We start from the raw sequence: 22,285 nt of genomic DNA, 5'->3' as shown, positions 1-22,285 counted from the left end.
ATGTTTACCGCTTTCCTATTGGCTTATCTAGATATATCAAAGGAGCTATTTCTGCACATATCTCTCATAGGATATTTGACACTCCACCGCCCTATAAGGGCGGGGATTCTACATTCAACGACTCGCCATTAGACGACAGGTTTACACCAATCGCCCAAGAGGAGCCACTGCGTTGGACGGGTTCCCCGGCTTAAAGCAAGTGGCGTGGCAAATCTCCTGTAGCGTAAGTTCCCGTGTGCCCCACGGTACTGAGTCCTAATCTCAAAATGTTGATTGCTGCATTGATGTCCCTGTCTTCGGTATATCCGCAATGAAGACAAACATGAGTCCTGGTGGACAGAGATTTTTTCACCTTCTTGCCACAATTAGAGCAGTTCTGGCTTGTATTGTGGGGTGGCACGGCAACAGTCACCTTCCCATATTTGTGACCAAAATACTCTAACCAACTGCGGAAAGTGTACCAACCAGCATCAGAAATTGATTTAGCTAGATGTCGATTTTTTACCAGCCCTTTGACATTTAAATCTTCATAGACTACCAAATCGTTAGATTGGATGACGGAGTATGCCAGTCTCTTGCAATACTCTTTTCGTTGCCTACTTACCCTTAAATGTTTCCGGGCATATCTATTTCTAGCTTTGTGGTAATTGTTTGATTGCCTTGCGCGCGCTTTTTTCTTCTGCTGACTGAACTTTTTAGACTTCTTACGATTGGCTCGGTTTAGCTGTTTCTCCGATTTACGGTAGAACTGGGGTGATGGTTCTACATTACCTTTATTGTCGGCAATGAAATACTTTAACCCCAAGTCAATACCAACTACCTGATTGGTTGGTTGACTTTCTATCCTGACATCGATATCAATTGCGAATTGGGCATAATACCCATCTGCACGACGCACTAACCGCACACGCTTAATTTGCTTGATGTCATAGTAATTAAGGTCATAGGTTCCTTTTAGCTTGAGGGTTCCAATACCTTTCTTGTCTGAAAAGGTTATGGCTTTCCTGGTATCAGAAAGCTTCCATCCAGTTGACTTGTACTCAACCGAACGGCAGTTTTTCTTAAACTTCGGAAAACCCTTTTTACCCTTAACCTTCTTCTTACAGTTATCGTAAAATCGAGCTATTGCACTCCAAGAACGTTCAGCCGCAGATTGTCTAGCCATCGAGTTTAATTCATCAGCAATCATGAACTCAGCAGCTAATACAGCACAGTATTTATTGAGGTCATATCTTCCTACTTTTTCGTTATCCATCCAATAGCGCAAGCATTTGTTTTGGATGAATTGTGATGTGCGGATAGCCTCATCTATTGCTTGATATTGCTTGTCTTTACCTTTGACTTTAAACTCGTAAACAATCATGGGTATCGACCAATTAACCACATCTTTATGTTAACACAAAATACATAAATACGTCCCAGAAGTACGGGGTTTTAAACCCATTTTTTCGATAACACTCGGAAATGATTTCCGCTACAAAATATACTCAATTTCTTAACGAAGTTAGGTATGCCAGCTTCGTAATTTTGGTTATTTAAATATTGTGATTGTTCAGCGTGCAGCTAGGATTAATTCTGCCTATATAAACCCGATTTTCGTCGCCTACAGATTTTTTTCAGCAGACCACAGAGGCTCATACTATTTCTGGAAATGCCTTTGCTATGTATTGCCCACCCTACATATACTTTTAATAGTTACTTTTGGCTGCGGCAAATATTACTTTAAACCATATCTATTTTGAGAACCATAGTTTTTCATGGGTAGTGGGAGCATCTTGCTCCCTGCTGGTAGTAGGGGGCTTTCCGTCCCGCTCCAGGTTTCAACATGGACGAAGTTTATATATTGCAAACAATATTTAAATTGGTATAAATTCGGCAATTTTTTCGGCGTCGAGCAAATCATTCTTTGTTAAACAGGTAGGAATGTTGCACAAAAAATTTAAAATTCCTTATATCCTGAGAGAGATTTGATCGCCCATAGCATCTGCTATAGAATCCAAAGCAATAGGTAATTAAAAACAAATGTATTCTAAATTGAACTGTAAAACTCAAAAAGTAGCTCTAAAATTTAAGGAATTGCCAACTAGCAAGCTGATTCGGGAAATGTGGCATTTGATCAAGCACGATGGCGGGATCAAGAACAGATATCATCCGCAATCAATACTGCTCGGTTAAGCTCAAAAACCTTAACCCGCGTATGTTGGGGAGCCACTGCGTTGGACGGGTTTCCCGGCTTGTTCGCCGGAGGCGTTCCCGCAGGGTAGCAAGTGGCGTTTGAGGAACGAAACCCAACATTTGGTTAGCTCTGTTGGGTTTCGCAGAGCCTCAACCCAACCTACAATTTTCCTTAACCGAGCAGTATTGCATCCGCAATGACATGCTAATCATCAAGCTATTTGGCAGAATTAGGGGAGCTATAAAAAATAACTAAATTACTCTGCCGCAAAACCGGGAAAGCAATGGCGACAATTTTTGATCAACTATGGGATTTAGGTGAATAAGTATGTCAACTCATCGGACTGTGATGGTAATTGTTGATGCAGAGGAAAGCGATCGCGATTATGAGCATCAACTACAGCAAGATGGGAGTTTTGCATACAGAATTATTCAAGAGAAATATAGCCATCAAATTGATCTACTGTTGCGATCGCCATCTGTTGACGCCATTGTTTTAGCTCTTTCCTCACCCGATTCTGAAAGTTGTGCGGCGATTCAACAATTGCAAGCCCAAATGGGCAATTGCTGTCCGCCGATTGTGGTGATTGATCGTGACGATGCAGATATCGCAGTGCGGGCTTTAAAACATGGGGCGGTGGATTATTTAGTCAAAGAAAGAATGACGCCGGAAGATTTACGCCAAGCAGTGAGAAATGCGATCGCCATAGACTTAACCCAGCAAAAACAGGCTGAGGCGGTAATTCAACAATTAAATCGGGATTTGGCAAATCGAGTGGTGGAACTGCAAACCCTGTTCGAGATTATACCTATAGGAATTGCGATCGCCACCGATCCTGACTGTTTGCAAATGCACAGTAATGCTTATCTGCGCCAATTACTTGGCGTTGAACCTAGTAGGAACGTCTCAAAAAGCTCACCACCACAGGAACAACCTTCCTACCGCACTTTCCGCGATGGAAAGGAAGTACCAGCAGCAGAGTTACCAATGCAAATAGCCGCCAGATTGGGTGTAGATGTGCGTGATGCTGAATTTGAGATTCTGCTAGCTGATGGTACAGTCTGCCAGATATTAGCTTATGCAACTCCCTTGCGCGATGAACAGCAGCAAATCCGGGGTTGTATTGGTGCTTTTGTCGATATTACCGAACGTCACCAAACCGCAGCCGCACTCAAAACCAGCCAACAACGCTATCAAGAATTGGCGGAAGCTATGCCGCAAATGGTGTGGACAGCCGATGCTAGCGGAGCAGTGAATTACTGGAATCAACGCTGGTATGATTACACTGGCTTGAGTCCAGCCGAGTCAATGGGAGTGGCGGGGGTTGATCAAGTTCATCCCCAAGAACGCGATCGCACTTTGGAAAAGTGGAGTCAGTCAGTAGCCAACGGCCAGCCCTTTGAAATTGAATATCGCATTCGCCGGGTTGATGGGGTGTATCATTGGTTCATCTGTCGCGGCATTCCCACAAAAGACAGCCAAGGTCAAATTACAGGTTGGATTGGTACAATTACTGATATTGACCATCAAAAGCAGTTAGAAAAACAACTGCTCAATGAGATTGCAAATCACGAGCGGAGCGAAGCTATCCTTCAAGCATTTATTGCCGCTTCTCCGACAGTTTTAGTTTTATTTGATCGGGAGTTACGCTTCCTTTATGGTAACGAAGCCCTAGCGAAAATCAATGGCTTACCCTTAAGCGAGCATATAGGAAAAACTTTATGGGATATTGTGCCGCAAATGGCACCTGATTTTGCTCCCTTACTGTTCAATGTAATGGAAACTCAACAGCCAGTCCTGAATCTGGAGTTCAGGGGTGAGGTCAGACCCGGTGTATTTAGGCATACCATCGCCAATCACTATCCTGTGTGTTTACCCAGTGGAGAAGCGATCGGGGTAGGGGTAGCGGTGATGGATATCACCAATCTCACCTTGGCTCAACAGGAACTAGCAGAAAGCGAAGCTCGCTTCCGCACTTTAGCAGATAACATTTCTCAGTTTGCTTGGATGGCAGACGAAACGGGAGCGATTTTTTGGTACAACAAACGCTGGTATGACTATACAGGTACAACCCCCCAAGAAATGCTTGGTTGGGGTTGGCAAAAAGTGCATCACCCACAACATAAGGAACGGGTAGTTAAAAAATTCCGTCATTCAATGGAAACAGGGGAAAGCTGGGAAGATACCTTTCTTTTACGCAGCCAAAATGGAGAGTATCGCTGGTTTCTCTCCCGTGCGATTCCCGTCCTTGATGAACAGGGTAAAGTTTTGCGCTGGTTTGGTACCAATACTGACATTACCGATTTACGAGAAACTGAAATTGCTCTGAAACAAACTACAGAAAGACTCAATCTGGCTTTAAAAAGTACGCCCATTACCTTGTTTAACCAAGATCTCAACCTCCGCTATACCTGGATTTACAACCCCTCATTTGATTTTGCTGTGGCGGAAGTTATTGGTAAACAAGATCAAGATTTACTCTCGCCAGAAACAGCTGCTTACCTTACCCAGCTAAAGCAGCAGGTGCTAGATACAGGTGTAAGTTTACGGCAAGAAGTCAAGCTAATAAAAGATCGGCAAACTGCTTACCACGATTTAACCATCGACCCCATCCGCGATGCTCAAAATAATATTGTGGGTATTACCTGTGCGGCTGTGGATATTACCGATCGCAAACATGCCGAACTCGCCCTGCAAGAAGTTCACATTCAACTAGAAGCCGCTTTAGCAGCAGGGTTAATTTACACTTGGCGTTGGCATATCCCCGATAATCGCGTCATCACCGATCGCAGTTCTGCCCATCTATTTGGCGTCGATCCAGAAAGTGCGGCGGCTGGCTTACCAATTGAGCAATTTATCAACGCCATTCATCCAGAAGATTTACCGCTAGTCAGCGCCGCCATCAAACGCGCCATCGCCTATCGAGAAGATTATGTAGTTGAATACCGCATCATCAACGCCGAGCAACAAGAACGCTGGGTAATTGCTAGGGGAAGGGTAGAATATGACGCCAACGGTAAAGCGATCGCCTTTCCTGGTGTCTTGGCTGATATTACCGATCGCAAACAATCAGAAGCCGCCCTGCGTCAAAGCGAAGATCGTCTGCGCATGGCGATTGAATCTGCCCAATTAGGTACTTGGGATTTGAACATCAGCACTAATCAACTAATTTGGGATGTCGGCTGTAAAGCTATGTTTGGTTTACCACCAGAAGCCGAAACCAGCTTAGAAGTATTTTTTGCTGGGCTGCATCCCGACGATCGCGATCGCTTAGAACAAATAGTCCAAGCTGCCTTTAACCCAGCCACTGGTGGTCAATATGATGTGGAATATCGGACAATCGGGATTAATGATGGCATTGAACGTTGGATCAGAGCCAAAGGGCAAACCTATTTTGATGCCGCAGGTCATCCCTTACGTTTCATTGGTACGGTATTAGATATTACCGAGCAAAAATGCGCCGAAGCCCAACGAGAGAAGCTACTACAACAAGAACAAGCCGCCAGAGAAGCCGCCGAACGTGCCAACCGCATCAAAGATGAATTTCTCGCCGTACTTTCCCATGAATTGCGATCGCCCCTCAACCCGATTCTCGGCTGGACAAAGTTATTGCAATCGCGGAAGTTAGATGAAAGCAAAACTGTTGAAGCCTTAGCGACAATTGAACGCAACGTTAAATTACAAACCCAGCTAATTGACGATTTGCTCGATGTTGCCAAAATTCTCCGTGGCAAACTCAGCCTAAATCTCACATCGGTGAATTTATCTTTTATTATTACGGCTGCCATCGATACAGTAAAGACAGCAGCCATAGCTAAATCTATTACAATTCATCCGGTATTACCGAATATTGGGCAAGTACCAGGAGATGCTGCCCGCTTACAACAAATTATTTGGAATTTGCTGTCTAATGCGATTAAATTCACCCCTAATGGTGGGCGTGTAGATATTAAACTGCAAAAAGTAAGCGATCGCGCAGAAATTATTGTTAAAGATACAGGTAAAGGCATCAGCCCGGATTTTCTACCCCATCTGTTTGAATCCTTCCGCCAGGAAGATGCTTCCATCACTCGCAAATATGGCGGATTAGGACTAGGATTAGCTATAGTCCGGCAGTTAGTAGAAGCACATGGTGGAGCGATCGCGGCTGATAGTCCAGGTATCGGCTTAGGCGCGACTTTCACAGTCCAGTTACCCCTACTCAATTTAGTCCCAGAAATTCAGCCAACAGAGGATTTTTTCGCCCAAAAACTCGATTTATCAGGAATTCGCATCTTGGCAGTCGATGATGACACCGATGCCCGTGAGTTTTTAACAGTATTACTTACCCAACATGGTGCAGAAGTTGTCACAGTTACCACTGCGGCGGAAGTTCTAGCAACCCTAGAGTTTTTCCCAGCAGATATCTTAATTAGTGATATTGGGATGCCGGAAGTTGATGGTTATACCTTAATTCAACAAATTCGCGCCTTACCACCCAAAAAAGGCGGACAAATTCCCGCGATCGCACTTACTGCCTATGCCAGAGTTGACGATTACCAACGCGCCTTAAACAGTGGTTATCACAGACACCTCACCAAGCCATTAGATCCAGAAAAATTAGTTCAAGCGGTTATCGCACTAACAAAAAATAAGTAATACCAATTCAAAATTCAAAATTCAAAATTCAAAATTAAGAATCCAGACAGAACAAAGCGTTGAGGTTGTGTATCTATCGCATTCTTTTTTCAAATTGGTATAAGTTGGTGTAATTATACCTTTAAAACTTACGCACAAACTACGGAAGAATCGAACCGCAAAGACACGAAGGACACGAAGAAATAAGAGTTTCAAAGGTATTTTGCGTAAGTCCTGACCTTTTCTCTAAAATCTGGCTACACATTAATCTCCGCGTCTCGTTGTCTCCGCGTCCCCCGTCATTATCTGTTGCTTCCTTTTGGAGAATTGGTATTAGAGATTAGTGGCGGAGGCTGTCATTAGTCATTAGTCATTTGTATCCTTTATCTTCCCATGCCCAATGCCCCATGCCCCATGCCCAGCCTCAGCCTTGAACTTGCATTCAAAGCTGAGAACTGAATTCAAGCTTTTAAAACCAAATTGAAGGAATTTAAATAGCCATTGATGGTTTTCACTAAAGATGGGCGTTGTTTTTTGGTAGTTACAGCCATTACTTGATACAACCGCCCTTGAGCAAAATACATTCTGTTTTTGGTGAATTTCCCCCCAGCGTCTACATACTCAATTTCTTTACCTGGATGACCATTAGTACTCTGAATATCTCGCTGACTAATTAAATTACTTTTCGTAGTCTTTAAGGCGATATCTCTAGCGTTATTCAGTACCGTTTGGGGGTTCGCCATTTGACCATAACTGTAAGGAAAATCATTGTAAGCCACTACATAAGCTACTTCCTGTTTTTGTGGTTGGGCAATAAATAATTCGACATTGATTTCCCCCATGTAGGTTTTTTGGGTTTGGGTATTCCTTTTAGGGGTTCCTGGCATTAAAACACTAAAACGTCCATCGGGGCCAGTAAACAACTTCCATTTGGGCTGGACTGGTTGATTAACTTTGGTTTTAGCCGGAGTTGAAGTAACTTTTGGTTTAGGTTGAACTGCTTCTACCAATAAAGATCCGCCACATACAAGTGTGGCAGCAAGTAAGGGCAATAAAAGTTTAATTGTCATAGATTTTGCTTTTGATGATGCTAATATCACCGATGCTAGCTGTTATAACCTAGCAGCATACAAAGCAGCACCAATTAGCCCTACTTGTTGGTTGAGGATAATATACACCGGTATTTCTTCGAGGAGGGAACGCATTCTACCTTTTTGGGTGAAGTTTAACAGAAAACTACCCTCTTGGATTAACGGCAAGATTTTGGGAGCAATACCACCAGCAACATATAATCCGCCATAAGGTAGGAGTTTAATCGCTAAATTTCCCGCTTCTGCACCATAAAGTTCGACAAATAGCTGCATGGTTTGTTGAGAAAGGCGATCGCGTCCTTGAAGTGCAGCTGTGCCAATAATTGCATTGGGATCGACGCTTTTCTCTAATTTTCCTGCCTCTTGTTCCCACACTCTGACAATATTGGCGATATCTGGTGATTCCGTCGCAATTTTTTGATCCCGCAAAAACTGGTAAATAGAGATAATACCTTGACCAGACACAACTCTTTCTACAGAAACGCGCTGGATATCATGTTTATCTAGCAGGTATTTCATCAACCGAAACTCTAACTCGGTACGCGGTGCAAAATCTGCATGTCCACCCTCAGAAGGAAAGACTTGATAATGTTGTCCTTGCTTAATTAAAAAGCCTTGTCCTAAGCCAGTTCCCGCACCAATAATCGCAATCGGTGCTTCCGATTTGGGTTTTCCTGCTTGTAAAGTCAGCAGATGTTTGTTGTTTAAACCAAAAATACCGTGACCAATCGCTGTAAAGTCATTGATCAGGGAAACAGAACCAATCCCTAATTCTTGCTGTAGACGTTCGCTATCTAAATACCAAGCCAAATTGGTCAACTTAGCAGTATTCTTCACCACTGGCCCCGCGATCGCAAAGCAAGCTTTTTCTGGTGTTGCGGCTTTGGCTTTAGTTAAAAACTGCTGGACTATCGGTACTAAATCAGGAAAGTCTTGACTGTGAAAACTTTCCTCATAAATATTGCGTAACAGATGGGAGTCTGAGGTTTCATTGATTCCCGGTGAGTCTGTGGTTTCCGTTAACCGCAGAATAGTTTTTGTACCGCCGATGTCTCCCGCTAGTAGTAATGTCATAAAACTTATCAGTAATAGAGTGAATTCTCAGTCCATAGCAATATCTAGATTAGCGGAAGCCAAGATTCAAAATCTCTATCAGAGATTTAAACAAATCGAACTACTTCCTCTACCTCCACTAGATGAGAAGTATCTCCCTTAAGTTCTAGTAACCATTCTGAGTCTTGCAGCACCACTTTGACTAAAGAACATAAAGAAGCCTTCACTTCCGTTTTTGCAACTTCTCCGGCTAATCCCATCGCCGCACCCAGTACAGAAGCGCCATGTGCTACTAACAGGATATTCTCCGGGTAGAATTCTGTAGCCAGACATCTAGCTGTTTGTCCCGAACGTCCTCTGACTTGTTCATGTGTTTCTGGATATTTGGCAGCAATGCGCGCGGTATAACTGATATCAATTCTGGGAAATAATTCTGCTAACGCTGATGTGGAAAGCCTTTCTGGTTCTTCTGTCATCCAAGCAGGATTTAACCATTCACTTAACCCAGTTTCTAGCTTAATCGGTAAATCTAGGGCTTGAGCCACTGCATTAGCCGTTTGCACGGTGCGGAGAAAGGGAGAGGCAAAAATATGACTGATTTTTTCTGTTTTGAGGCGATTAGCTAGCTGCTTGGCTTGAATGAAACCATCCTCTGATAAAGGTGGATCGTAGCGGCGTTCAGCAGTGAGAAACCAATCGGGGTTGACAAAGTCAAGGCGGTTGGCGTGTCTGGCGATCCAGATAATTTGACTCATGGTTTTAATTGTTCAGGGGAATACAATTCGCTACAGTAATAGACACCCAAAAACTGGGCTACAAATCCAAATATATTATAAATATTGTAATGTTTTGTTAAATAATTCTTGTGAGAGTAGGGCATCTAAGATTATTTCTCATGTTGAGAAACTTGGTAAGTCAGTAATAAAAATTCCTTGTGTATCAAGCAATATTAATCATTTCAAGGGTATTTTATTGCTCATGGGAGTGCAAATTAATTTAACAATTTAGATTATTAAGAAATATTGATAAATTAACTCTAGCTAGCTAATTTAATCCAAAAAATCTCCTTATATGTAGGGTTAGCAATTCTCACCTTACATATGTTTCTAAATATTGAGAAACTAGCTAGTAAATAAATAGCAGTATACAAATTGATATCAATAATATAAACAATTGTATAAAATTAAAAAAAAATTAAAGATTAAAAATCTGGAAAGATGACAGCGTAAATTGAAACTGAGGAGAGTATGGATAAAAAAATGATACCCCTGTTTACCCGTTGTCTTGCGGAATTTCTCGGAACATTGGTGCTAGTTCTTGGTGGATGCGGAAGTGCTGTTTTTGCAGCAGCATTTCCTGATGCTAAAGCCAATGAATTGGGAATTGGTTTTTTAGGTGTGTCTCTAGCATTTGGACTGACAGTTTTGATTATGGCCTATGCGATTGGTCATATTTCTGGTTGTCATCTTAACCCGGCTGTATCATTTGGTTTGTGGGCAGGAAGACGGTTTCCCGGCTCCGAATTACTGCCATATATTATTTCTCAAGTATTAGGCGCAATTTTCGCCGCAGGGTTAATTTATTTAATCGCCAGTGGTAAACCAGGCTTTACACTTTCTGGCTCGAATCCATTAGCAACAAATGGTTTTGCAGAACATTCTCCCGGTGGTTATTCAATATTTGCTTGCTTCATCACAGAAGTTGTACTCACCTTCATCTTTTTAATAGTAATTTTAGGTTCAACTGATGGCCGTGCGCCTAAAGGATTTGCACCGATTGCTATTGGTTTAGCGCTAACTTTGATTCATTTAGTCAGTATTCCCATCACTAATACATCAGTAAATCCTGCGCGTACTACTGGCCCTGCACTGTTTGCTGGGGTAGAAATGTTTCGCCAAGTTTGGATGTTTTGGATTGCGCCTATTTTAGGTGCAATCTTAGCTGGATCTTTCTATTCACGAGTATTAGGTGAATCAGGCGAACCTGTTGTAGGCGAAGCAGAATTGCAGTTGAAATAGCAATTTTCAAACACAATATTATTTATAATGCCCACCAAAGATATAAAATGGTGGGCATTGCCTATTTATAGCTGTTGACTGTTGACTGTTGACTGTTGACTGTTGACTGTTGACTGTTGACAGACTTAAAAGCCTTTGATTGTCAGGGTTTTATTTTAGCTTGATGTCCTAATCTATCTAGCTAAATCTATATATGTTAAAAAATTTTTTATTTTACATGTTTAGCAGTATTAACCTGCAATATCTGCATCCTCAAAAATTCCATCACAATCAATCGAGACAACAATTACATGTCCGCCAAATAAACCGCCATCCTCATAATACAAGGTAGCGCTACCATCAGAATTTAAATGGACTGCTTCGAGTTTGATCAAATTCATGAAAGTTGGACAGTCAATCTCATCATCATTATTCCAGCTTTTATTGTACAGGTCGATAAGCTGGTTAGCTGTACAACGCCGAAGGTTGACTTCTTGTTGTTTAATTCGGGTGAAAGAATGACAAGTAAGTTCGCTAACAGATGGTATTTCTATATTCTCACTATCAACGCTCAAACTAATAATATTCCCTGGAGTAATTTCAATTTTACCCTTCCACCAATCAAAATCATTATGCCAAGTTAATTCACCTAGAATTTGATTTTTAATTACTTTTTTAGTCATGATTAAGCTGCGTATGTTTGATTGAGTCACAAAACCCAACATTTGGGGGGTTTGTTGGCTTTACACACGGTAAGCCCAACCTACAATTGTCTAGTTTTGCATTAGCTTATAATTTTAACCATGCAAATAATTGTCCTACAGTTAATTGCAGGTTACTCACTAAATCGGGAACTGGTAAAATTTCCTGTTCTGCTTGTAAAAGTTCTGGTTGTTGTTTTGGTGGATAAACTATAACAGATTTTTCATCTGGGTCAATCAGCCAACCTAAGCTAGTACCATACTTTAGACAATGTAAAATATTTCCGGTGACTTTAGTCTGACTTTGTTCAGGTGAGAGGATTTCAATTGTCCAATCTGGATAAGTTTCAAAAACATTCGTCACATCGCCATTTGCATCTACAGGAATTCTTTCCCAAGCAAACACCGCGACATCAGGGACAATTGAACGTCCGCCAAAGGTACAACGCAATTCTGGAAAGGCTAGGGCAATTTTTTGAGTTTCAGCTAAAGCATTAATAGTACTAAATAACTGACATCTAAGCCTACTATGTTTTCCTTGTGGCATAGGTTTTTGAATAATATGCCCATTGATATATTCACTAGCTGGCTTAGTTTCCGGCAGTTTTAAAAATTCTTCTAAAGTTAGAGGTTTGGTTGGTAACTGTACCATATATCCCACCCTATTTCTTCATTTAATTCAGTTATCCCAAATAAGCTTTTTTCACTCGCTCATCGGTAATTAATTCCGATGCTGCACCTGTTAAAGTAATAGCACCAGCTTCTAAAACATATCCTCGATCAGCAATTTGTAAAGCTAAATTTGCGTTTTGTTCGACTAATAAAATTGTTACGCCGGTAGCGCGGAGATTTTCAATAATAGTAAAGATTTCCCGGACGATCGCGGGTGCTAAACCTAAGCTAGGTTCGTCTAAAAGTAGGAGTTGGGGTTTACTCATTAAAGCACGCGCGATCGCTAACATTTGTTGTTCCCCACCACTGAGGGTTCCGGCTAGTTGATGGCGTCTTTGAGCTAACCGGGGAAATAGCTGATATTGCTGTTCTAAATCTGCTTTAATTTGTTCTCGATCGTTACGAATATAAGCGCCTAATAATAAATTATCTAAAACTGTTTGTCTGGCTAATACTCTCCTTCCTTCAGGAGAATGGGCGATACCTAGTTTTACTACTTCGTAAGCTGGACGGCGCGTGATATTCTTACCACTATAAAAAATCGCCCCGCTTTTGGGATAAACTATTTTCGAGATAGCGCGGAGTGTGGTAGTTTTACCAGCACCGTTAGCACCAATTAAAGTGACTACTTCACCTTTTTTAATAATTAAATTAATTTTTTTTAAGGCTTGAATACCGCCATAATTTACATCTAGGTCTTGAACATCTAAAATCGTAAAATCTTCTTTACTAATTAAATCTTGGCGTTCATCGGCGTTCATCGGCGGTTTAATTCCTCATCCACTTCCCAAATAAGCTGCGATTACGGCTGGATCGTCTCTGACAACAGCAGGTTTACCCAAAGCAATTAATTGTCCAAAATCCAAAACAGCAATGCGATCGCATAATCCCATAACTAAGGGTACATGATGCTCAATCAAGATAATCGTTAAGTTAAAGCGTTCCCTAAGACTGCGGATAAAATCGCTGAGTTGCTGTTTTTCGCTGGGGTTCATCCCTGCTGCGGGTTCATCGAGGAGCAAAATTTGCGGTTCTAAGGCTAAGGCGCGGGCGATTTCTAAGCGACGCTGATCGCCGTAAGCAAAGTTCTTGGCTTTTTCTTGAGTGCGATCGCTCAATCCCACCATCTCTAATAAATCTAAAGCTTTTTTGCGACTTTTAGATTCTTCACTAGGCGCTGGTGGCAATCCTAGAACTCCTGTAATCATACCACTATTAGTATGCAAATGCCCGCCAATAATCACATTTTCTAAAGCTGATAATTCACCGAATAAGCGAATGTTTTGAAAAGTGCGGGCAATTCCTAAAGCTGCAATTTTATGGGGACGTAATTGGGATATATCTTGACCTTGATAAATTAATTGTCCCTCAGAAGGGGGAATTAAAGCAGTAATTAAATTAAATAATGTGGTTTTTCCTGCACCATTAGGGCCGATTAATCCAAAAATTTCATGTTTTTGGACTGCGAAAGAGACATTATTTACAGCCACTAAACCACCAAAGCGGCGTGTTAATGATTTTGCTTCTAAGACAATAGAATTGTTATCCATATTTCTAGGGGCTAGGGGCTAGTGACTAGGAAATGTAGCAATCCTAAATCATTTGTGAAATTTGCTAACTCTCAGCTTCTTCTCTGAACCTTGGCGTACTTGGCGTCTTGGCGGTTCATCAAAAAAAATATTTTCACAACTCAGATAGGATTGCTATAGTAATTCAAATATTAAATTAGGATCTACTTTTAATTTTGCGCTGCTTAAAAATATCTGGTGTGACTAATCCTTGAGGGAAAAAGATGGTTCCGATAACAATTAGCACGCCAAAAATAATTAATCTCCCATCTCGTAAAAATTGCGCTAACCACAAAGGTAATCCGCCTGTATCGGCTAGACTGCGCAAGATTTCGGGTAAAGCTGTAAATACCATTCCGCCCACAACTGAACCTAAAAACGTTCTCGAACCGCCAATTAAGACAAAAGTTAAGTAGATAATACTCGCATCAAATGTCCCTTGGCGAGCATTCCAGGTATTGAGAAAATGGGCGCTAATTGCACCAACTACCCCTGCAAGAATAGCCCCTAATGTAAAAGCTAAAACTTTATAGTATGTGGGGTTAATTCCCATTGCACCGGCGGCTAGTTCATCTTCTCGAATTGCAGTAAATGCTCTGCCTACGCGAATGCGTTCTAGACGATAAAATAACACCATTGAAATGATGAGTAATGGTAAAGCAATCCATAAATATTCGATTTGGTTTTGGAAGGGTTGGGGAATACCAAAAATCCCCACAGCACCGCCTGTAATTTCTAAATTGAGGGAGATAACGCGCAAAACTTCGACAAAAGCAATAGTTGCGATCGCTAAATAAATTCCCCGCAATCTTAAAGCGGGAATTCCTACAGCAATACCCAATAATCCAGAAATTATACCAGCAATTATCATCTCGATTAACAACAGCCAAATCGAAAATGAACTACTATCAGATTTAAAGACTGTTGTTGATAAAATTGCGGCAATATAACCACCTAGAGCATAAAATCCGGGGCTTGCTAAAGATAGTTGTCCTGTCATTAATGGTAAGTAAAGGGATAGCCCCAATAAAGCCCCTAATACCATAGAGACTATTAGCGAACCGTAAGTAGAAATAAATTCAGTCATTAGTCAATAGTCAATAGTCAATAGTCATTTGTTATTTTTCCTCCTTGTCCCCCTTCCCTTCCCTTATCTTCCTTGTCCTCCTTATCCTCCTTGTCTCCCCTTAATTCCCTTATCTAATTATCATAGGATTTACACACACTCTACGAATTCTTCTCCCAAGGGGAGACGCTGCGCGTTGGCGGAAGCCTCTCGCAGAGAAGGCGTTCTTGGCGTCTTGGCGGTTCAATAAATTAAGGTTTTTGATGATTTTGCGTAAGTCCTGCCGCATTGCGAATGCATTATTATCATAATTCCTAATAAATCTTAGGCTTAAGCTGTTAATATTTGCTCTGCTGTTAATGTTAATTCTGGAAAAGTTGGCGATATGATTCGTTCAGCACCTCGAAATTGATGGCGTTGATATCTTCCATTACTGTCTAATACAAAAACAAATACAGTCGGAACTTTGGGATTACCTAAATATTCTCTTAACCCTATTGCTAAATAATCGACGATCCAATATTCTTTGATGCCTAAACGTTGATATTCGTCTAATTTATCAATATAGTCATCTTCCCAATTAGTTGATGTCACTTCTACAGCTAATTGAATCGATTCTTCCAGTGCAGAGTAAGCAGTACGATTTGAGCGCCATATATCCTTATCTATGACACTGACATCAGGCTTGCGTCCTTGTTCTACGCCTTCAGCAGTGATTGTTTTAATTACTGCTGTGTTATTAACGACATAATTCAGATTAAAACGTTTAATTTCATCCTTGAAAGAGTCAGCCATAAAATCAGCGACATCATCATGATTTCTCGTAGCTCGTACTTCAACAATTTCTCCATTCACTAATTCATAAAAACCTTCCTCTGGGCACTGTTCAAGAAACTGATAAAAAGTTAATTTCTGTTTAGTAAATGTTGTCATACAGTCTCTAAACCTTCTGAATAAACCTGCGTCCTAGTAAACCTTGGGGTCTAACTAATAGCATGACAAATAAAATGGCAAATGCTACGGCGTCTTTGTAACCGGAGTATTCGCCGGGGACGAATGCTTCGACTAAGCCAATGAGTAAACCGCCTAATACCGCACCGGGAATACTTCCTAAACCGCCTAAGACGATGACTGCTAACCCTCTTAAACCAAAGGCGATACCAAAATAAGGCCCGGCGATACTGACGCTAGAAGCAACTAAAGTACCGGCTAATCCGGCTAAGAAACTGCTGATGAAAAATGTCAGGACGATAAAGCCATCGGTGTTAATTCCTAATAAACTGGCGGTGGTTGCGTCTTCGGCGATCGCTTGCATGGCTTTACCATATTTAGTACCGTTAATAAAATAGGTAAGAATTGCCACAAATACCACAGAAACCGCAAAAATCACGATTTGCACGCTGCGTATAGGAATCGGGCTTTCAGGAGTACCAAAGTTTATTGAGGGTGGTAAATTCCCGTAAGCATTAGAAGGAAAGGTATAACTTTCTGCACCAACTAGATATTGGATCAGGTTAACGATAACTACCGCTACGCCCAAGCTAGAAACTACAGTTAATAAAGGATCTGATCCTTTACGGCGTAGGGGTTGAAAAGCGATGCGTTCCATTGCTATCCCCACCAATCCCGCCAAGCAGCTACCTAAAAATAAGGCGATCGCAAATGGTAATTTTATCGGTAGAGTGGCATTAGCTAGCAAACCATTGAAGCCAAAACTACCACCCATGAGTGCATAAGTAAAATATGCACCCAGAGTAAATACTGCTCCATGCGCTAAATTAATGATGCCTAAAATGGAGTACACCAGAGTGTATCCTAAGGCGAAAATTGCATAAACGCTACCAATAGATAGCCCGTTTAAAAATTGTTGCAAAAATAAGGTAAATGTCATTTGTCATTTGTCATTTGTCATTTGTCATTTGTCATTTGTCAATAGAGACGCGATTCATCGCGTCTGTACAATTTTCATTTGTCCTCCTTGTCCCCCTTCCCTTCCCTTATCTCCCTAATCTACGTCATTTTAAAAATGTAAATTTACCTTGGCTACCATCTTTATCCATTTTGATTTGCGCTACATAAAAATCTTTTTGGATGACTTCACCAACGGGGGTAAAAGCAATTTCACCTAAGGGTGTATTATATTTCCCTGCTAGTATCTGTTTATTTAATTCATTGCGCAATTGTGGTAGAGCTAAGGTATTAACTTTAGTTTTTTTATCTAATGCTTGGAGTGCTTCGACATAAACTTGAACTGCTGTAAAAGCTTGGGCTGTAAATTGTGGCGGTTCTTTTTTAAATTGTTCGCTATAGGTTTTACGAAATGTTGAATTAATCTCACCAGGATGTTCTGGACTGTAAGCTTGGGCAATTAATACACCATCGCATAATGCTTTACATACTGGGAAAATGTTGGAAGTATTCAGCCCGTTACCACCGACAATTAAACCTTTATAACCGAGTTCTCGTAATTGTCTGACTAAGTTACCACCATCAGCAGCTAAACCGGAAATAATCACTAAATCTGCTTTCAGGTTAATTGCATTGGTAGCTTGGGTTTGAAAATCTGTATCGCTAGTTTGGAACTTTTGAACTGTGACTAATTCCAAATTCTGATCCTTCACAGTTTTCTGAAAGATGTCGGTTTCTGATTTACTATAAGAATCATTTTGGGCAAAGAAAACCGCCACTCTTTTAATGTTAGGATTGAGCTTGAGTGCAGCTTTGACAGAATTAGGCGCAACTACAGAACTAGGTGCAGAAATTCGCGCTATGTAATCGCCAATTTCGGGAATTTTATCTGCGGTATTAGACGCTGCTAATACAGGTACTTTAGCACGATCAGCTACAGGGTCTGCACTAAAAGCTTGTTGTGATAAAGTCGGCCCCACAATCCCGACGACTTTATCTTTATTAATTAAGGTTTGAAAAGCGTTAATTGCACCATTTTCATCACCGCTAGTGTCTTGAAACACTAGTTTAATTGGCGTACCATTAATACCACCTTTATCGTTGAAATACTTCTCGGCAATTTTTGCGCCAGCTACTTGTTCTTGCCCTAGTAATGCTACGTTACTAGTTTGTGCAAAGGCAATACCAATGGGAATTACGCCTGATGTATTTGTTGTTGATTGATTGTTAGTTGTAGTCTGAGTTGGTGTAGAAGTTCCTCCATTATTAGCACTGTTACCACCATTACAGGCTGTTAGCAGCAAACTTAAGGTAATACAAAATGTAGTTGTCAGCGCAGCAGAGTTTTTCATGGATGAGCAACGATATATTTTGGGAATCATCTTTATTTGACCACATAAGGATCAAGATTCCAAGTAGTTATATGCTCTTAAATTTTGATTAACAAAATGGGGCGATTTTCTCATCATCGCGGGGAAATTTGCTGTGCTGGTTACAACTATTTCTCGTCTACCATACTCATGGATTTTTGGCGTTCGGCATAATCCTCATAAAAACCGGCTACTTCTGCTAGGGTATAAAGCGGACGTTGTTTTACTTCTTCATAAATCCGCCCAATATATTCACCCAAAATTCCAATACTAAATAGTTGTACGCCACCAATAAAGAAAATAGCCATCAAAATAATAGCCATTCCCGTGAGGGAAGAATGGGGCTGAACAAGTCGCCAGTATAACACCATTACACACATGAATAGTGAAAGTAGGGCGGCGAAAAATCCCATATAAGTAGAAAGTTGTAAGGGAACTTTAGAAAAGGAAACTAATCCATTAATTGCCAATGCTAAAGATTTGCGAAATGTATATTTCACTTCACCGGCAAAGCGCGGATCGCGTTCAAATTTAATTGCTATTTGATTAAAACCCACCCAAGCCCGCAATCCGCGAATATAACGATTGCGTTCTGGCATAGCATTAAGAACATCGACAACTTGACGATCTAATAAACAAAAATCCCCTGTGTCTGTGGGGATATCAACATCTGCCAGATTTTTGAGAATGCGGTAAAAAGCATAGGCGGTGAAACGTTTAAACCACCCTTCTTGACGGCGTTGGATGCGTTGGGCGTAGACAATTTTATATCCTTGTCGCCATTTTTCTACCATGTCGGGAATTAATTCGGGCGGATCTTGTAAATCGGCATCTAAAATGACAATTACTTTGCCGCGAACAAAATTTAGCCCAGCCGTCACAGCAATTTGATGTCCAAAATTTCGCGCCAAACTTAAGTAAACCACGCGCGGATCTTTTTGATGTAATTCTCGCATCATTTGTAAAGAGCGATCGCGGCTACCATCATTCACTAAACATAACTCTACCTCGCCATCCATGCGATTCATGACTTGGGAAATGCGGCGATACATTTCTTGGATGGTTTCTTCTTCGTTATAAATCGGGACGATAAAAGAATATTTAGGTAGCATGATTTACTTAACGTTTGCGATGAAAGGGAAAACGGCGACGACGACGATACCAAGTAGAGCCAGCCACTAGCATTCCTAGTAAGGCTAAAGCGCCCACAAGTGGCATAACTTCGCCGGTACGGATTGCTTTTAAGCCAGAACTACCCAGTAAAACAAATGGTAATACTGACGGTACAGTCCCTAAAATAGTGCCGATGAGGTAATCTTTAAAGCTGACTGATGATAACCCAGCTGCGAAGTTAACCAAACCGTAGGGCATTATCGGTAATAAACGAATGGCAAACATATAATAGACTCCGCCTTGCCTAATTTCAGCGTCAATCGCTTGCCAACGCCCTGCTAGTCTTTTGGCTACCGCATTATATCCAATTGTCCGGGCAAAAATAAAAGCAGCGATCGCGGCGACAATTGCCCCTGTACTTGTCCAACATGTCCCCAGCCAAGGGCCGAAAATCGCACCCCCGGTTAAATTCAGGGCGGTGGAAGGTAATACTAAAATGGTGGCGACGACATAGATAATTACATAAGTTACAGGTGCCCAAATACCAGAGTTTTTCAACCAAGATTTAATTAAATCCGGACTAATTCCCCCTAAACAATAGGCTGTGAGTGCAGTCGCTACCACACAAATAATAAATAATAAGATAAAACTAGTTTTAAAATTAAACATTAATCAATTAATCCTAATAATTTATCTTTCATAGTTCAGTTACCTTTTATTCATCAGGGTTTTGAGTTCCCCAATTCTTAATTAAAGCGTTCCATAAAACGACGATCTAGCCAATCTTTCCAATACCACAATAATTTATTGGGTGGTAACGTGAATGCACCTCTTGTGGCGATCGCACTTTTATCTCCTGTACCAATTAAACTTAGGTATTGTTTCTGCGGTACATAGGCTTTGAGAGGTTTACCTAACAAATACCGTCGCAAATTCTCATACAAAGGCTTACCTTGTCTGACAGCAAATACCCCAGCTTTAGGACGGGGATGATCGATCATTGTGGCAATATCACCAGCCGCGAACACATCAGGGTGAGACAGAGATTGTAAAGTATCTCCTACTAAAATAAAGCCTTGGTCATCAGTTCTTAGTCCTGTAGATTTTAACCAATCAGGTGCAGCAGCTTGGGTTACCCAAAAAATTTTGTCACAATCTACGGTTAATCCCGACTCACATTTAACTTGTAATGTCTGTTGATTTCCTGTCTGTGCAAGGGGTGTAACTTGAGTCACAGTTTCGCCTAAATAAAGTTTTATACCCCGTTGGGTGAGAATTTGCTGTACTAGACGCTGGACTGAATAATGATGCTTGGACATTAATTGGCGATCGCGCTGGAATAAATGAACCTCTAGCATCGCTGATGGTGATAAAATGCGCTTTAACTGTGCTTCCATCGACAGCGCCAATTCTACACCACCTGCACCACCACCTGCGATCGCTATTCTTAGCGGTTTTTGCGGATTTGCTTCTACAGTTTTCAATAATTGATACCAGTGTTTAAGTAGTTCGGAAACAGGTTTAGCGGGAACAACACATTCTGCTGCATCGGATACAGATATTTTTGCGGGAGTACTGCCAATATCAACAGACAGTACATCAAAATCTACAGCAGGATGATTCGCACAAATTACTTTTTTATTTTGCAAATCTAGATTAATCGCTCGGTCAACATAAAACTGTGCTTGTGCAAATTGAGTTAATCGTTGTAAATCAATATGACATTCATCATGGTTGTAAAAACCAGCAATGTGTCCCGGAAGCATCCCCGAATAAGGAGTATCTGAATTTGGACTAATTAAAGTTAAACCCACTCCAGCTAAAGGTTTCATCCCTAACATCCTCAGCACAATTGCATGGGAATGGCCCCCTCCTACTAAGACCAAATTTTTCGATTTCGCTGATTTTTCTGGCGGCATCTGATGATTTTCCCTAATTCTGTTACATTATCTATTGTGAATAGATAAATCCCTGAAACAATTAATTTCTCTGGCTAATATATATTACTGATTATTTCTAAATCTAAGTTAGCAAGATTACTTATATGTCCTAGTGATATACTTACAGATAAAGTGTATGACTTTTTTGGTGACAAATATCTAAATTATTAAAATTAACTAGATGTATGTTAAAAGTAATTATAGATGCTTATAATACGGTAAGAAACAATAATAAGAGAAATATATCTTTATTAGACAAAATCTATCAAGCGCTATTTGCTAATAAAAATAAATTAGAAAATATTAATCAATATTCTTATATCCAAAGTTTAAACCAAGCAATTGAACAACTAGAACGCCAAAATAGAGAAATTAATCTAGCTGTCTTTGATGATTTAGCCACAATGGCGCAAGCCGATCCAAAATTACATAGAAAAATTATGGCAGCGCTAACAAATTTTATTCGCAATAATGCCGCCCAAGAGACTCATATCCAAATACAAGACAACCCATTATCAACAATTCGTGCTGATATTCAAGCAGCTTTATCAGTGCTAGCTAACAGAAATACTCAACAAGATAGAGAAATTGAACTACTAGATTTAAGCCACATAGATATTAGGGGTGCTAAACTCTCCGGAGCTAATTTTGAAATGACAAACCTTTATCAAACTAATCTTTCTGGCGCAGATTTATGTAGTGCTAATTTGCATGGAGCCATTCTAACTGCGGCGAATCTTTCCGGCGCAAATCTCGCTGGTGCTAACCTCAAAGAAGCAATTTTAAGTGCGGCGAATCTCTCCGGCGCAAACCTTTCTGGAGCCAATTTAAATCAAGCAAACCTATATTTAGCAAAGTTAGATGGGGTAATTCTTAAAGATACTATCCTCAATGGAGCTAACTTGAGAGAGGCAAAATTTTCTGATGTTGATATCTCAAGCAAATAGTAAAATTGAAACTCGCACAAGGGCGGGGAAACCCCGCCCCTACTGACTAATGACATGGAAAGCAAA

At 40.8% G+C, this 22,285-nt stretch carries 17 protein-coding genes and 1 pseudogene; 3 read left to right on the top strand and 15 right to left on the bottom strand.

Annotated features, from left to right (window positions below; translation table 11 throughout):
- Window positions 1-91 precede the first annotated feature (91 nt).
- A pseudogene (locus H6G08_RS09770) lies at window positions 92-1,363 on the bottom strand (RNA-guided endonuclease InsQ/TnpB family protein).
- 1,140 nt (window positions 1,364-2,503) lie between these two features.
- Between H6G08_RS09770 and H6G08_RS09765 the strand changes: the two are divergent.
- Window positions 2,504-6,814: a PAS domain-containing protein gene (locus H6G08_RS09765; protein WP_190541034.1), complete on the top strand. Its 4,311-nt coding sequence runs from the start codon at window positions 2,504-2,506 to the stop codon at window positions 6,812-6,814.
- A 440-nt stretch (window positions 6,815-7,254) separates the two neighbouring features.
- On the opposite strand, the gene H6G08_RS09760 is transcribed toward H6G08_RS09765, so the two are convergent.
- From H6G08_RS09760 to H6G08_RS09750, 3 genes are all read right to left on the bottom strand, one after another.
- The gene (locus tag H6G08_RS09760; protein ID WP_190541032.1) at window positions 7,255-7,863 is read right to left on the bottom strand and encodes a hypothetical protein; all 609 of its coding nucleotides are present in this window, start codon (window positions 7,861-7,863) and stop codon (window positions 7,255-7,257) included.
- Between the two features lie 42 nt (window positions 7,864-7,905).
- Window positions 7,906-8,958: a glucokinase gene (locus tag H6G08_RS09755; RefSeq protein ID WP_190541029.1), complete on the bottom strand. Its 1,053-nt coding sequence runs from the start codon at window positions 8,956-8,958 to the stop codon at window positions 7,906-7,908.
- 86 nt (window positions 8,959-9,044) lie between these two features.
- A complete protein-coding gene (locus H6G08_RS09750; protein ID WP_190541026.1) occupies window positions 9,045-9,692 on the bottom strand; it encodes a histidine phosphatase family protein in 648 nt (215 codons plus the stop codon).
- A 504-nt stretch (window positions 9,693-10,196) separates the two neighbouring features.
- On the opposite strand from H6G08_RS09750, the gene aqpZ reads away from it, so the two are divergent.
- Window positions 10,197-10,955, top strand: a complete 759-nt coding sequence (aqpZ, locus tag H6G08_RS09745) for an aquaporin Z (RefSeq protein ID WP_190541121.1) — start codon at window positions 10,197-10,199, stop codon at window positions 10,953-10,955.
- Between the two features lie 230 nt (window positions 10,956-11,185).
- On the opposite strand, the gene H6G08_RS09740 is transcribed toward aqpZ, so the two are convergent.
- From H6G08_RS09740 to H6G08_RS09690, 11 genes are all read right to left on the bottom strand, one after another.
- Entirely contained in the window at window positions 11,186-11,617 is a 432-nt protein-coding gene (locus H6G08_RS09740; RefSeq protein ID WP_190541023.1) for a DUF2262 domain-containing protein, read from the bottom strand.
- A gap of 106 nt (window positions 11,618-11,723) precedes the next feature.
- Window positions 11,724-12,287, bottom strand: coding sequence for a Uma2 family endonuclease (locus H6G08_RS09735; RefSeq protein WP_190541020.1), 564 nt, complete (start codon window positions 12,285-12,287; stop codon window positions 11,724-11,726).
- Between the two features lie 31 nt (window positions 12,288-12,318).
- On the bottom strand, window positions 12,319-13,068 hold the full coding sequence (locus H6G08_RS09730; protein ID WP_190541017.1) for an ABC transporter ATP-binding protein: 750 nt from the start codon (window positions 13,066-13,068) through the stop codon (window positions 12,319-12,321).
- 15 nt (window positions 13,069-13,083) lie between these two features.
- Window positions 13,084-13,857, bottom strand: a complete 774-nt coding sequence (locus H6G08_RS09725; RefSeq protein ID WP_190541014.1) for an ABC transporter ATP-binding protein — start codon at window positions 13,855-13,857, stop codon at window positions 13,084-13,086.
- A 175-nt stretch (window positions 13,858-14,032) separates the two neighbouring features.
- Window positions 14,033-14,962, bottom strand: coding sequence for a branched-chain amino acid ABC transporter permease (locus H6G08_RS09720; protein ID WP_190541012.1), 930 nt, complete (start codon window positions 14,960-14,962; stop codon window positions 14,033-14,035).
- 309 nt (window positions 14,963-15,271) lie between these two features.
- Window positions 15,272-15,874, bottom strand: a complete 603-nt coding sequence (locus H6G08_RS09715; RefSeq protein ID WP_190541009.1) for a Uma2 family endonuclease — start codon at window positions 15,872-15,874, stop codon at window positions 15,272-15,274.
- A 7-nt stretch (window positions 15,875-15,881) separates the two neighbouring features.
- The gene (locus H6G08_RS09710; protein ID WP_190541006.1) at window positions 15,882-16,832 is read right to left on the bottom strand and encodes a branched-chain amino acid ABC transporter permease; all 951 of its coding nucleotides are present in this window, start codon (window positions 16,830-16,832) and stop codon (window positions 15,882-15,884) included.
- A gap of 124 nt (window positions 16,833-16,956) precedes the next feature.
- Window positions 16,957-18,201 (bottom strand): ABC transporter substrate-binding protein, encoded by a 1,245-nt coding sequence (locus tag H6G08_RS09705; protein ID WP_190541001.1) that lies wholly within the window; start codon window positions 18,199-18,201, stop codon window positions 16,957-16,959.
- Window positions 18,202-18,347: 146 nt separating this feature from the next.
- A complete protein-coding gene (locus H6G08_RS09700) occupies window positions 18,348-19,331 on the bottom strand; it encodes a glycosyltransferase family 2 protein (RefSeq protein ID WP_190540998.1) in 984 nt (327 codons plus the stop codon).
- 7 nt (window positions 19,332-19,338) lie between these two features.
- Window positions 19,339-20,001: a TVP38/TMEM64 family protein gene (locus H6G08_RS09695; RefSeq protein ID WP_190540995.1), complete on the bottom strand. Its 663-nt coding sequence runs from the start codon at window positions 19,999-20,001 to the stop codon at window positions 19,339-19,341.
- Between the two features lie 77 nt (window positions 20,002-20,078).
- Entirely contained in the window at window positions 20,079-21,251 is a 1,173-nt protein-coding gene (locus H6G08_RS09690) for a slr1591 family oxidoreductase (RefSeq protein ID WP_190540992.1), read from the bottom strand.
- A 206-nt stretch (window positions 21,252-21,457) separates the two neighbouring features.
- Here H6G08_RS09690 and H6G08_RS38090 point away from each other — a divergent pair, with 206 nt between their 5' ends.
- Window positions 21,458-22,219 (top strand): pentapeptide repeat-containing protein, encoded by a 762-nt coding sequence (locus H6G08_RS38090; RefSeq protein ID WP_190540988.1) that lies wholly within the window; start codon window positions 21,458-21,460, stop codon window positions 22,217-22,219.
- Window positions 22,220-22,285 lie beyond the last annotated feature (66 nt).

Origin of the sequence: Calothrix anomala FACHB-343, assembly GCF_014696435.1 — a bacterium.
GTDB lineage: Bacteria > Cyanobacteriota > Cyanobacteriia > Cyanobacteriales > Nostocaceae > Aulosira > Aulosira anomala_A.
Note: the sequence above shows the minus strand (reverse complement) of the source record. Positions and strands in the feature narration are given on the sequence as shown.